Source organism: Spirulina subsalsa PCC 9445 (genome assembly GCF_000314005.1).
GTDB lineage: Bacteria > Cyanobacteriota > Cyanobacteriia > Cyanobacteriales > Spirulinaceae > Spirulina_A > Spirulina_A subsalsa.
In genome coordinates, this window is the sequence record NZ_JH980292.1 from 2,201,594 (window position 1) to 2,215,124 (window position 13,531).

Sequence of the window (13,531 nt, forward strand, 5' to 3'; positions counted from 1 at the left end):
CGCTCAGGGCAAGAGATCAGCAAGATTGGGGTCGAGTTGGATAGCCCGTTGGAAAGCAGCACTCGCTTCTTCTACTTTCCCTTGCTCTCTCAGGACAAGACCAAGATAGTAGTGAGCAACAGCGAAATTGGGGTCGAGTTGGATGGCTTGTTGGTAGGAGGCGATCGCGTCTTCTAGTTGTCCTTGGTAATACAGGATACCACCGAGACCGTAGTGAGCAAGAGCATAATTGGGGTCGAGTTGGATGGCTTGTTGTAAGGAGGCGATGGCTTCTTCTAGTTGTCCTTGACCAGATAGGGCACCACCGAGACCAATGTGAGCAGCAGCATTATTAGGGTCGAGTTGGATGGCTTGTTGGAAGGAGGCGATGGCCTCTGCTACTTCCCCTTGACCATATAGGGCATTACCGAGACCGATGTGAGCAGCAGCATTATTGGGGTCGAGTTGGATGGCTTGTTGGAAGGAGGCGATGGCCTCTGCTACTTTCCGTTGGTCATACAGGGCAAGACCGAGATTGTTGTGAGCAGCAGCATTATTGGGGTCAAGTTGGATGGCCTGTTGGTAGGAAACGATGGCTTTTGTTAGTCTCCCTTGACTATATAGGGCAAGACCAAGATTGTTGTGAGCCGCAGCATTATTGGGGTCGAGTTGGATGACCTGTTGGAAGGAGGCGATGGCTTCTTCTACTTTCCCTTGACCATATAGGGCAAGACCGAGATTGTTGTGAGCCGCAGCATTATTGGGGTTAAGTTGGATGACCTGTTGGAAGGAGGCGATGGCTTCTTCTACTTTCCCTTGGTCACTCAGGGCAAGACCGAGACCGATGTGAGCCGCAGCATTATTGAGGTCGAGTTGGATGACCCGTTGGAAGGAGGCGATCGCTTCGGCTACTTTCCCTTGGTCACTCAGGGCAAGACCGAGAAGGACGTGAGCAGGAGCATAATTAGGTGTTAGTTGGATAGACCGTTGGAAGGAGGCGATCGCTTCTTCTAGTTGTCCTTGCTCTCTCAGGGCAAGACCGAGAATGTAGTGAACAGGAGCATAATTGGGTTCAAGTTGGATAGCCCGTTGGAAGGAGGCGATCGCTTCTTTTACTTCCCCTTGTTCTCTCAGGGCAAGACCAAGAAGGACGTGAGCAGTAGCATAATTGGGTTCGAGTTGGATAGCCCGTTGGTAGGAGGCGATCGCTTCTGCTAGTTTCCCTTGGTCTCTCAGGGCATTACCGAGATTGCCGTGAGCCGCAGCTAAATTGGGGTCGAGTTGGATGGTCCGTTGGTAGGAGGCGATGGCTTCTGCTACTTTCCCTTGGTTATACAGAGCAAAACCGAGACTGTGGTGACCAAGAGCATTATTGGGGTCGAGTTGGATGGCTCTCCGGAAAATCCTTTCTGCTTCCGCATATCGCCCGTCCTCCCAAGCCACACGCCCCTGCTCAAAAAGTTGATCAAACGTCTGAGCGCTCACCCCTTGGGGGGCAACAAGTAAGGACACACTTAAAACCAGCGCGAGTAACTTGCGATTGACCATAGCAGGTTTCCTTTAGACCATCTTCTCCAGTTTAACCCACCTTTCCGGGGGTGGGATTAGGGATGGGTTGGTCTTAACGTCACCTTAAGCAACCGGGTTTTTTCTTCCTCACAATCCAGAAACCGGGTTTCTTCCATCCCCTCGTTTTTGGAGGTACTCATGAGAGGATGAAAGCAAGGTTTCTTTTTGAGGTCAGAAACCGGGTTTTTAATCGGGGGTGGAGATACTGATGAGAGGATGAACGCAACCCGGTTTCTTTTTGAGGGGTTGACGGTTTATCTCCTAATGGGGGTGTTGGATTGCGCCTTTCCTATGCCTAACCGACGAAACCGCCTCAATCGAGCCAATCTATTCAGCAATGGAGAAAAACGCTACTTTATCTCCATTGCGCACCCAGTCGGTCATATTTACCGTTTCCTCTGTTTGGTAGTCTGTAGGTGTACCAAACTCAGTTTCAATGGCTTTCATTTCCCGATGACTGACGCGAGGCAGGAGGGCTAACCAGAGGGTTAAGCGTTCTTCTCTTAAAACGGTGCGAATGGTATCACGAATCAGTTCTTTAAGGTCTTGTGTTTCCATTGTTTTGACTCGGTTTTAATAGTGCCATCATAACCCTAGCACCCTAGAAACCGGGTTTCTTCTATCCCCTCGTTTTTGGAGGTACTCATGAGAGGATGAAAGCAAGGTTTATTTTTGAGGTCAGAAACCGGGTTTTTAATCGGGGTTGGAGGTAATCATGAGAGGATGAACGCAACCCGGTTTCTTTTTGAGGGGTTGAGGGTTTACCTCCTGATGGGGGTGTTGGGGTGCGCCTTTCCTCTGCCTAACCTACGAATTGGGGGGTTTGGGTTTTGTTCCTTCAAGACAAATGCCATCTAGAAAACTTTCGGGATGTTCGACTTGCGCAAAACGATTGTCTGACCATTCCCCATACTGACGAATCTGCACATTTTTAAAGCCATGTTTCTCAAAAGCTGCACTTAATGAATCCCCGTCCCACATCCACTGATGGCGATAATTAGAAAAGATTTCTCGACAACGCACTAACAAACTTTTCCGAGTGCCTGTATGTCCCATTAATGAATCCTGCATCAGGTTAAATGACGCTTGGGCGGCTAAGTTGGGGTCTTTTTTTTGTTCAATATAAATCTTGACAAAATGCTCAATATTTGGTACAATAGCGCGAAATATTCCACCCGGTTTAAGATAGGAATAAATATGCTCCATTGCCACCGCAAAATCTAATAAAGCGAGGTGTTCTAAGACATGGGAAGCGTAGATTAAATCACAACTATTTTCAGGAATATTTAGACCTTGAATAATGTTGCCATACATCACTTCATCGGGCCACTGAGGGGCTTTGAGTAACTTGGCTAAAGGTTGACCAATGAGGGGGAGTTGTTTAATTCTCAGACTCGGAGAAGCGTCGAGATTTTGCCAACCTTGGGCTACCACCAAACCACAACCAACATTAAGACAAACCCCAGTATTTTCCATCTCAATTTTTCCCCTCAAATAATCCATAGTCCATAGTCCGTAGGTTCGGCACAGGAAGCGCAACCCAACAAAGTCGGGAGTCGGGAATCGGGAGTCGGGAGTCGGGAGTCGGGAGTCCGGGAACTCTCCCCCCTCTCCCCTGCTCCCCTGCTCCCCTGCTCCCCCTCTCCCCCTCCCCCCTTCCCGTTCCCCGTTCCCTCTTCCCTAAATCAACGCACAAACTGAGGCATGAGATCCGCTGCCGTCAATAAACCATAGAAACCCCGACGATGGAAATTCACCCCGGCCTTCAGATAGCCAAAAGCGGGACCGCAGACATTGGCCGCCATGCTGGTTTCATCCCCCAGCGTAAAGGTATGGGTGGAAATTTTGCCCTCAAAGGTGCGTCCTGTGACCTGAACATTGGTACTTAATGGCTTTTTGGGGTTGCGGGTATCCACCACACCGCCGACTGTGACTTGATGGCGATCGCAAATTCCCGCCAACTCCAACATAATGTCATCGGCGTGTTCCATATTCTCCAAGGCCAGAATCCCATTGGTTTCGTCCAACAACGCCGCCACCTCTTCATCACTCATCGCCTGGGCCTTGTCCACACTATAGCCCGGTAAATGGGCAATATCTTCCCGAATCGTAGCCCGGTAGGCCTCCCAGTTGGCAATCCCCACCCCAAAGGTAATTTTAACCCTGTGGATTTCGCTATAACTTTGAGCCGCTAACGTGGCCGCCGCCGTTAATAAGCCCGGAGTCGCCCCACAGCCCGTTAAATAGGTGATTCGGGCCCCTGCTAAGTCCTCCCGTAGCGTCAGGAGTTGTTCTACCGCGCTGGTGCGTTTAAGCGCATCCACCAACACCCCACGCCACCCCGACTGAATAAACTGTTGGGCGACTGAAGCCATAAAGGTATTGGGCAAATTCGGCAACGCCAGAAAATAACCATCCACTTGGGCATTTTCCAGTAAATCCTGAATACTTTGCTGGCTGAGGGTGCCATGAGGTTCTAAATAGCCTACAGTCCCTTGGGTTTGATAGACCGCACGACAGGCCTGGGGGTCCAACCCTGCCGGATTGTAAGCATAGCCTTTATGGTCGGCAACCGCCACCCATTCCATTTCTTGTTTCTGGGCTAAGATTGTAGCGGCTGCTTGCCCTAATCCTCCAAATCCTAAAACACCAACTCGGATTTTCCCTTGCACTGGGTTCATGCTGACTTTCTCCATCTCAACAGATTTCTATTATCTGCCTTTCTGGGTCGCGTCTTAACCCAAAAATGAATATTAACCCTCACGTGACATTATTCCAGAGTTCCAAAACCTGACGGCAAAACTGTTTCAGCTTATCGGCCACATCGGGAGAAGGGAGTGCCTGACCCACAAATTGCCAATTGTCCACTGTTGACAAACGCCACGCTTGACCTTGATGATTAAAGGCCGCCGTTTCCACACCAATCAAACGGTAACAGTCCTCAATGGGGTCTTGATGAAAGCGAATTTGGACTAAGATACTACGACCCTGAAAGCGGGGACTCCATCCGGGGAGGTGGAAGCCAATATCAATGGAGTCTGGGTCTACCCATTCTTGGGTGTCTGGGTCACTGTGCCAAGGTTTAAGATCGGCTTTAGCATCGGGAAATTGACTTTTAAACAGGTTGACAATGGCCGCGATTTTGCTGGCAACGGTTAAGCTAGTCGCTTGTTCAGATGCGTTCACTTTCACCTTCCTTGTGTTCGAGTTTCTCAGGAGTTTTTTGGTTTCTCTAGTTGTAGCGCAATGTTGCCAGAAGTCTCCCACTCTTTTAGGGGATAGGGAACGGGGAACGGGAGTCGGGAGTCGGGAGTCGGGAGTCGGGAGTCGGGAGTCGGGAGTCGGGGAGAGGGGAGCAGGGGAGCAGCGGTTCGACTTCGCTCACCGACCGGGGAGCAGGGGAGAATTTATAATTATTCCCTATCACCTATTCCCTATTCCCTAGGGCTTGCTGAATAAGTCCGAGAGTTGGGGAATCGGGAGTCGGGAAACGGAACGCTACGCTGTGAGGAAAGCGTAGCGTCTCGAAACAAGAATAGCGCGACTCGTCGGGAGGATGTCAAGACAATGTATTAGGATCAATGCCTAATTCTTGCAATTTTGCCATAGCACGCTCTAGTTTCTGTTGGGTTTGTTCTTCCCTTTCTCTGGCCTGCTCACGTTCAAGCCTTGCTTGATCTCGTTCAAGCCTTGCCTGCTCACGTTCTAGAATAAATTCCCCCGGCTCTTTAAAAGATTCGCCATCGGGATAGAATAGGCTTAACCCATCCTCAAATAACTCAAAGCGAATCTGTAATAGGGGAGAAGTCCAGGGCAAATGCAGAGGACTCACTAAGATAAAACCTTCCTCGGTGGTTTCGCGAGTATAGCCCCAAAAATCATAAGTTTCTGGGTCATAAAAATACATCTCTAGTACCCCATATTTTTCGTAAAACATCTGCTTGGCGACCATTTCTTTCATGGTGTTACTGGGGGAAAGAATTTCAAAAACAACTTGAGGGGCTATGTTGTCTTCTTCCCACTGTTTATAACTTCCTCGATCTCCCGGTGGACGACCGAATGCAACCATCGCATCGGGGGCTTGAGCGGGTGCTGGAGGTGTTTTCACCTGCACTGGATACCACAGTAAATCCCCCGCCACAAAAGCGACTTGCTCCCTTAATAAGTGCTTAAGATTGGTCACTAAACGCACAATCCAGCGATATTGTAGGGTATTTTCTGCCATAGGTTTACCGTCGGAATCAGGATAAAGAATTTCGGAGCGAATGGGTGCTTGAACCATGATTTTTAGGAGAATTTATAAGAATTCCGATAGATAAATTATAGCGAGGTTTGAATCTCTCACCATCTGCGAGGGCGCGAGGGGGAATCGTCGCCCTATTTCCTCCTACTGTTTAAACCACCAGATTTTAATAGTATGATCGGCGCTGCCACTGACAATGGTTCGACCTTCTGGATTAAACCCTACGGACAGAACCGAATCCTCATGACCTTCTAAAGTGTCCAATAATTGCCCCGTCTGACTATTCCAGACGCGAATGGTTCGATCTAAACTGCCACTGACAAGGCGCTTTTCGTCCTCACTCCAAGCTACTGCACAGACTTGATTCTCATGACCTCGCAGGAGTTGACGTTCTTGAGCGCGATCGCATCCCCACACCCGCAAGAGATCATCGGAGTCTGCCGTCACGAAATAACGCCCCGTTGGACTAAAGGCCACCGCTAAACTTTTAAATTCCTTACGCACTGCCCGCAATAAACGACCATTCATCAGGTAACGCAACTTGACTATCTTTTCCTGTCCCACCGTTGCTATAATTTGCCCATCGGGACTCACATCAACCCCTGTCACCACATTGGAATAGGCATCAATTTTGTACAATTCCCGCCCCGATTGGAGATGCCACAAGCGCACGGTTTGATCTGCCCCCCCACTCACTAAACGCTTGCCATCGGGATGGAAGGCCAGGGATAACACTGTGTCTCGGTGTCCCTTCCTCAGCCACCGTCCAAAGGCCTGTACTTCTCGCCCGGTGTGTAAATCCCACAGGCGAATGGTTGTATCTTCCCCCCCACTGGCAATATACCGCCCATCGGGACTCACGGCTACACAATAGACCCGACCACAACGGCTATCAATGCGGCGCAATTGTTGCCCTGTGCTTAATTGCCACAAACGCAGGGTTTCGTCGAAACTGCCACTGACAAATGTATAACCATCGGGACTTAAGGCGATCGCACTCACCACATCATCATGAAGGCGCAATGTCCCCGCACAGACCCACTGGGCTTGTTCATCCCTAGGAGTTACAGAACCCGCCTGATTCGCCCGAGGAGTGGCAGAATAGGCGGAAGATTGACCCGTTTTTTGCCGCAACTGGGCAACCTTGCGCAAATCCGCGTTCGCTTCCTGATCCCGTCCCAAAATAGAATAAACAAAACCCCGATATTTATAAGCCTCTATATAGTCAGCATCCAAAAAAATAGCCTGCTTAAAATCCACTAAGGCCTCTCGATACTGCTCATGTTTGGCTTTTTCTACCCCCTGTTGATAATAAAGGCGAGAGAGGGCTAGGTTCTGCTGTTTTTGATCCGATGCCGAAGGAGAGGGGGGGCCCGAAGTTTGGGAGCGAGCCTTAAGATATTCGTAGGCCTCATTAATCCGTTTAATCTGCTCTTCTGCCTGTTCTTGCTTTTCGGGAAAACCTGCAAACTGGTCAGGATGCCATTGTTTTACTAATTTCCGATAAGCGCGTTTCACCTCTTCCGGTGATGCCCCGGCCGGGATTTCTAAAATCTCATAGTAGGTGTGCAGATTAGTCATTCAATGAGCATGAAGCAAAAGTTGATACCTTATTAGTGTTCCTCATTCCCCCCCTAAGAATGAGGCTCTCCGAACATGACTAGAGAACAGGTTAATTCCTTAACCACCCGCGTTGCTACATTGCTGACGGTTAATCCCCCCGCCGTGCGACGACGAAATGACCGTAAAACAACCATATCAAAGGATTGCGCCATGCGTAGAATCACCTCGGCCGGATCTTCAGCAATCACCGTCTGAATATCAAACCCAACTGTCGGTCCGGCTTGGGATAAAATCTCAGACAGTTGCTGCTCAAATTGTTGGATTTGTTGCGCATCAGGGCCTTGAGTTAAGCCAAACACTTCCTGAACAAAAATATGTAGTAAGGTGACAGAGGCTTGATTTGCATTGGCAAAAAGTTGAGCAAAACGAATGGTTTGAATGGTCAGAGGGGTGATGCTCTTGACCGGAACTAGAATTCTATAGATATTACTTGGCTCTGTGAGAAGACGCATCGCCGCAACGGGACAGTGGGAAGACCAAAACACTTGATCTAATATTGTGCCGAATAATCTGGCTCGAATGCCTTGATTTTGACTCCACCCCATGACGACTAAATTGGCGTTCACTTCCCGGGCTGTGCGAGTAATGCCTTGGGCAACATCATCATCTATGCGCAATTGGGGGTAAGCGGTCACTCCCAAAATTTGAGCGGTGTTGGTGGCTTGATTCAGCATTTTCTGGGCTTTTTGTATGCCCACTTCTAACTGGGGATCATCCATGTGAACATGAGCAAGGGCGATGGAGAGGGGGACTAAATGCCCTGACTCATGACCCGCTAAAAAGGCTCCCATTTCCATTAAATATTTTTCGGTCAAGGGGTTATAAATGGGAACGACAATGGTAAAGGTTGAAGCGGATATAGCTTTGCTGGGATTAGCTGCTCCTAAGCCCCAATCGGCAAGACTTTCAGGGGTTAAAGTGGGTTGGGGAGGGCGAATTTTGGGGGCGAATTGGGCGGTGAGAATAGGACCGAAGAGGGATGTCACCAACATCAGGACAATCACGCTGTTGAGGACATTTTCTGTGATGAGGCGATCGCCTACTCCATTTATAGCCTGATAAGCGGCGAGGGCGGCCGCTAAGGTAGCCGCTACCTGTGGCATGGAGAGGGACCACATAGTAAAAAGTTCGGCTTTACTATAACCGTATCTTAATTTAGTCACCAAGGCCGCTAAAAATTTACTCCCGAGTAGAGCGAAAACAATACTCGCTGTTAATGCTAACCCTGAAGTTAAGGTAGAAACAAACGCCGGAACATTAATTAATAACCCCATTCCCACAAAGAAAAAGGGAATAAACATCGTACTGCCCAAAAATTCAACTTTCTCCTTAACCGGGCCCCGTCCCACCACATCATTCACCGCCAGTCCGGCTAAAAATGCCCCCACAATTTGCTCAACATTGACCAATTCTGCCCCCACACTCGCCAGAAATACTGCACTGAGTACAAAGAGAAACTGATTCCCTTCTGCATCACCTGTGCGGCGAAAATATTCTTTCCCTAACCAATCAAAGCCGAATAAGACAAACGCTGCATAAAGAGCTAAATTAACCAGTTGTAAAATTAACGTTTCTGCCGAGAAATCTCCCCCGTGAATGGACACACAAATAGCCAAAACTAATAAAGCGGAAATATCGGTGAAAATAGTCGCCCCAATTGTAATCGTTACCGCTTCATTTCTTACCACTCCTAGACGGTCTACAATGGGATAGCCTAACAGGGTATGAGAGGCTAATAATGAGCCGATTAACACCGAGCTATTCCAGCCAAAACCAAAGGCTCTACCTACTATTAGTCCTACTATTAAGGGAAACAAAAATGTAGCTAGCCCAAAGCTTAACGAACGGTTTCTCTTTTGACGAAAATCCTTGAGATCAATTTCTAAGCCAGCCACAAACATTAAATAAATTTTGCCAATATCTGATAGTAATTTAATCGTTTCATCACTGGGATTTAGAACCTGTAACCCATTTTGTCCTAATACAACCCCAGCCACTAATAACCCCACTAATCCGGGTAGGCGTATCCGCTCAAAAATGGGCGGAATCAGTAATACTACTAATACAAGGATGGTAAAAGAGACTAAAGGAGTGTCGGGGATTAAACTGAAAATGGATTCCATTGGATTCAAGTAGAAGCGGAGGATCTATAAAAAAATAGCTTGCTATTGGCAACCGTAATTTTGAGAGATTTATTGGGGGTTGCTGTCCCTCCACACAGCCTACAGACCGCCCTCTTTTTTTATTCTATCTAATCTCAGCATACAATCAATTAAGCTTCTTGTTTCAAAACTAATAGGGTGATATCATCAAAAATTTGCTGTTTGCCAATATGTCGCCGCACATCCTCAATCACAGCCTCCTTAATATCATGGGCTGAAGCTTGCCAATGTTGGGATATTATAGCACAAAGTTGGTCAAGTCCGTATTGCTTTTTATTAATATCTTTTGCTTCGGTAATGCCATCCGTATATAGCACAATACTATCCCCCGGTTCTAACTCGACAACGGTATGCTTGATAAAATCGGCAATATCATCATCTAAGCCTAACGGTAGCCCTAATTCTGTGGTATCAATTCGTTCAATTTCTCCCCCGTTTCTGATCACTAGGGTTTCTTCATGTTGACCGCTAATGCTGACGGTTTTATCACTATAATTCAATAAAACAAGGGTTAAGTTTTTGTCGGACTGCATCCGTTGTAAATTTTTGTATAAGGTGCGATTTAAAATATCTAAAAAACGCACATGATCCTGTTCTCGAATTTCTTTTAAAGTGCGGACAGCCGTCTGAGTCATTAACATTAAAATACCACTTTCTAACCCATGTCCGGTCACATCTCCCATACTAATGGTGACAACGCCATCAATTTCTAGAACATCGTAATAATCGCCGCCTACTTCATCGGCAGGTTCCATAAATCCGGCAATATCTAACCCATCAATGTTTAATTCTTCTGGTCGTGGTAGAATCATTTTTTGCATTTGTTGCAGCAGGTCTAATTCAGCGACCATGCGGAGATTTTCCGTTTTTAATTTTTCATTAAGTAGGTTAATTTCGGCGTTGGCTTGGACTAAATCAGCCGTGCGTTCTTCGACTTTCTTTTCTAGGGTATTAAAGGCTGTTTCTAACTGTCCGGCCATTGTATTAAAAGCTTTTGCTAAGGTAGCTAATTCCAAAATCCGTCGAGGTCGAATGGATTGTTTTAATTTTCCGGCCGCCATTTGTGCGGAGGCGGCGGTAATTTCTTCGATGGGTTGACTAATGCGACGGGCGGTAAGAAAACCGACGATTAAAGCGAGGAGAAAGGTGAGAAAACAAAGGAGAATTGTGTTGCGGTTGCTGGCGTGAATGTCCTCCATAAAATCGGCTTCTGGGATGATAACAACGACGAGCCAATCTAAACCTAGTTTATCTTGCCAGGGGGTGACGGAAACAAAGGCGGGTTCTTTACTGAGTTGGAGGAGGAAGTGCTGGGGGGTGTCAATGTTGGGGAAGTCTCCGAGGCGATCGCGTACTTTCATCGCTGTATCCCGCATCAGCCTATCTGGACTCTCTAAAATACTCAGCCGTTGTACTTCCCCGTCTACTTCCTTATAAGCGGCTTCTGGACTAGAACTGCCCACAATCATCCCATCTCGTTCAATAATAAAAATTCGACTGGAGGGACTCACGTTTAATTCCCCCAAAAAGTCGCTAATTTGAGATAAAATAAAATCGACTCCCACCACCCCGATTAACTCTTGCTCTTCGTTATAAACGGGGTAACTAGCGGCAATGGAAATAATATCCGGTCGATCTTCCCAAGCATAGATAGAACTCCAGAGGGGCTTTTCTGCTAACACAACGCTTTGATACCATTCATCCTCCTGAAAAGGGTATTCTTCACGGGCTAAAAATTCAGCCCGATTTCCTTGCTCATCAAGGGCATAGCGTTGATAAATAAAGTCATCCGCTTCTGTCATTTGTTCCGTATAAAGGGAGCCATTATCTTCTCGACCCACCCCAATAAATAATCCGGCTTCGTTACCGAAATTGATATAACTGAGATTGTCAAAAACCTTCATTTGTCGCCAAAAAAAGCGGGTGGTAATCTCAAGATCCTCGGGATTCAAAATCCCTAAGTCAATGGCCTGTAAGTTCATCTCATTGACTTGTCGTGGGATGTCTAAATAACTACTTAACTGTTCACTCACGCGATCGCTGGCTTGGGTACTCAATTCCGAGGCCAATTCTGTCACCGCTTTTTGTCCATTGCGGAAGGAAAGATAGCCGACAAGTCCCACGGTGGTGACGATTTGCAAAACAAAGGGGACAATCAATGTAGTCCGCAGGCGGAAGGTCGTCCGGTTGAGAAAGGTCATAATATAAGGGAGAACAGTAATCTTTTGTTTGCTTGTCTATACAGATGCACAGTCTTCCTGACAGCAATATAACCCGATGTTTTAGGATCTTTATGAATATTTTTCCCCTTTCCCCCCTAATTCGCCTAACCTTGCTCACGTTCTATGTGGCGCTGACGCTTCCTCTCCCCTTTCTGGCCGAAGCAACAGACGCACCTGTTCCCTCTTCTTGGCTGTGGGTGGCTTTAGGTCTGGGTTTCGTGGTGGTTTATGGGTTTTTGAGTGAACGGGTTATCGTGGATGAGGAGCAAATTCAAGTCACTTATCCCCGTTGGGTGCGGGGGGTGTGGCGTCGGGGGTGGATGTTGCGCTGGTCGGAGATTCAGGACTTAAAAATGCGCACGACTGGACAAGGGGGACTGGTGTATTATTTCACAACCCATCACCAAGAAAGGGCTTATTTATTACCAATGCGGGTGTTAGGATTTGCGCGGTTGGTGCGTATCGTGCAGGAGAAAACGGGGATTGATACCCAAGATATACGGCCTCTGGCTCAACCTTGGATGTATTTGATGCTGTTGGGTTGTGCGGTATTGTTGTTGGTGATGGATGGTTTGACGATTTTAACGGCTTTGGGTTAGCTCATCGTCGGGAGGCCCCTAAAAAGACATCTAGAGCCTCCCGTAGAAACAGGAAAGCCTCATAGTAATATGGGGAAGCCCGCACCGTACCCCTAGGGTCGGTGTCGGGAGGATGTCACAGAGCGGCCTCAGTGATGATACATTACCAAGTCTATGGTCTAGAATTATGTTCCGATGCCCCCATTCCGGGGGTTGCCCCTGTTACTTCAGTCCTTCTTCCTGAGAATTTAATTCCAGTGTCTTGGGGTCAACCTCTCCCCCAGGTGCTGAATCATCTTGCTCCGTGGTATGTGAGTCCTACTCAGGATTTAGCTGGCTTTCCCCTGTTAATGGTTTGGCGTTCCTCTCTCAAGGAATCGACCTCCTACCCCCCTGATTTTTTCCATTTCCGCTACAGTGAGGGGGTGGATTTTCTGGTGCAATGTCGCCCCAGTTGGCGGATTTGGACGACTTGGCAACCTCCCCTAACCCTAGAAGACGCAGCCACCTACTTATTGGGCCCTATTTTGGGTTTTATTTTGCGCCTCAAAGGGGTGATTTGTTTGCACGCCAGCGCTGTGGCTATTGGGAATCAGGCGATCGCATTTTTGGGCAGTAGTGGAGCGGGTAAGTCCACTACTGCCGCCGCTTTTGCCCAACAAGGTTATGGCATTTTGTCTGATGATGTCGTTGTCCTTACCCCCCAATTTTTAGTAGAACCTGCCTATCCCCGACTGCGTTTATGGTCGGAATCTGTTCAACACCTCTACGGTTCACCGGAACACTTACCCCGGATTGTACCCAGTCATCCTACTTGGCATAAACAATATTTAGACCTTACCCAACCCGGTTATCAATTTCAACCCAACCCTTTACCCTTAAAAGGTATTTATCACCTACAACCTCGAAGTGAAGAAGATCATGCACCTTACTTAACTACAGCTTCTTTGCGTAGTCATTTAATTTCCCTAGTTACAAATACTTATACCAACTATTTGTTAGATAAACCCCAACGGCAACAAGAATTTATTCTGCTCAATCGGCTATTAAAAACAACACCAGTGAAAAAAATCACTCCTCACCAACACCCTGAACGTCTTCCTCAACTCTTAGAGTTAATTCTGAGCGATTTAGCTGATCCCACTTAGAAAACCA

General features: G+C 47.6%; 12 protein-coding genes. 3 read left to right on the forward strand and 9 right to left on the reverse strand.

Annotated elements, in window-relative coordinates; all coding sequences use genetic code 11:
• Positions 1–3 precede the first annotated feature (3 nt).
• The 5 genes from SPI9445_RS25100 to SPI9445_RS0110280 all read right to left on the reverse strand — a co-directional run bounded on the left by SPI9445_RS25100 (position 4) and on the right by SPI9445_RS0110280 (position 4,734).
• Positions 4–1,527, reverse strand: coding sequence for a tetratricopeptide repeat protein (locus tag SPI9445_RS25100; protein ID WP_017304659.1), 1,524 nt, complete (start codon positions 1,525–1,527; stop codon positions 4–6).
• A gap of 348 nt (positions 1,528–1,875) precedes the next feature.
• Positions 1,876–2,106 (reverse strand): hypothetical protein, encoded by a 231-nt coding sequence (locus SPI9445_RS0110265; protein ID WP_017304660.1) that lies wholly within the window; start codon positions 2,104–2,106, stop codon positions 1,876–1,878.
• 249 nt (positions 2,107–2,355) lie between these two features.
• Entirely contained in the window at positions 2,356–3,051 is a 696-nt protein-coding gene (locus SPI9445_RS0110270) for a class I SAM-dependent methyltransferase (RefSeq protein ID WP_202803673.1), read from the reverse strand.
• 182 nt (positions 3,052–3,233) lie between these two features.
• On the reverse strand, positions 3,234–4,229 hold the full coding sequence (bioU, locus tag SPI9445_RS0110275; RefSeq protein WP_017304662.1) for a (S)-8-amino-7-oxononanoate synthase BioU: 996 nt from the start codon (positions 4,227–4,229) through the stop codon (positions 3,234–3,236).
• 79 nt (positions 4,230–4,308) lie between these two features.
• The gene (locus SPI9445_RS0110280; RefSeq protein ID WP_026079685.1) at positions 4,309–4,734 is read right to left on the reverse strand and encodes a hypothetical protein; all 426 of its coding nucleotides are present in this window, start codon (positions 4,732–4,734) and stop codon (positions 4,309–4,311) included.
• Between the two features lie 37 nt (positions 4,735–4,771).
• Here SPI9445_RS0110280 and SPI9445_RS30470 point away from each other — a divergent pair, with 37 nt between their 5' ends.
• On the forward strand, positions 4,772–4,993 hold the full coding sequence (locus SPI9445_RS30470; protein ID WP_164674505.1) for a hypothetical protein: 222 nt from the start codon (positions 4,772–4,774) through the stop codon (positions 4,991–4,993).
• Positions 4,994–5,107: 114 nt separating this feature from the next.
• On the opposite strand, the gene SPI9445_RS0110285 is transcribed toward SPI9445_RS30470, so the two are convergent.
• The 4 genes from SPI9445_RS0110285 to SPI9445_RS0110300 all read right to left on the reverse strand — a co-directional run bounded on the left by SPI9445_RS0110285 (position 5,108) and on the right by SPI9445_RS0110300 (position 11,777).
• Complete coding sequence (locus SPI9445_RS0110285; protein WP_017304664.1) at positions 5,108–5,830, reverse strand: Uma2 family endonuclease; 723 nt, start codon at positions 5,828–5,830, stop codon at positions 5,108–5,110.
• A 105-nt stretch (positions 5,831–5,935) separates the two neighbouring features.
• A complete protein-coding gene (locus tag SPI9445_RS27520; RefSeq protein WP_017304665.1) occupies positions 5,936–7,372 on the reverse strand; it encodes a WD40 domain-containing protein in 1,437 nt (478 codons plus the stop codon).
• Positions 7,373–7,425: 53 nt separating this feature from the next.
• Entirely contained in the window at positions 7,426–9,537 is a 2,112-nt protein-coding gene (locus tag SPI9445_RS0110295; RefSeq protein WP_017304666.1) for a cation:proton antiporter domain-containing protein, read from the reverse strand.
• A 149-nt stretch (positions 9,538–9,686) separates the two neighbouring features.
• Positions 9,687–11,777, reverse strand: a complete 2,091-nt coding sequence (locus SPI9445_RS0110300) for a SpoIIE family protein phosphatase (protein WP_017304667.1) — start codon at positions 11,775–11,777, stop codon at positions 9,687–9,689.
• Positions 11,778–11,869: 92 nt separating this feature from the next.
• Here SPI9445_RS0110300 and SPI9445_RS0110305 point away from each other — a divergent pair, with 92 nt between their 5' ends.
• Positions 11,870–12,397 carry a hypothetical protein gene (locus tag SPI9445_RS0110305; RefSeq protein WP_017304668.1) on the forward strand — a complete coding sequence of 176 codons (528 nt, stop codon included), beginning with the start codon at positions 11,870–11,872 and terminating at the stop codon, positions 12,395–12,397.
• A 134-nt stretch (positions 12,398–12,531) separates the two neighbouring features.
• The gene (locus tag SPI9445_RS25110; protein WP_017304669.1) at positions 12,532–13,524 is read left to right on the forward strand and encodes a hypothetical protein; all 993 of its coding nucleotides are present in this window, start codon (positions 12,532–12,534) and stop codon (positions 13,522–13,524) included.
• Positions 13,525–13,531: the final 7 nt, after the last annotated feature.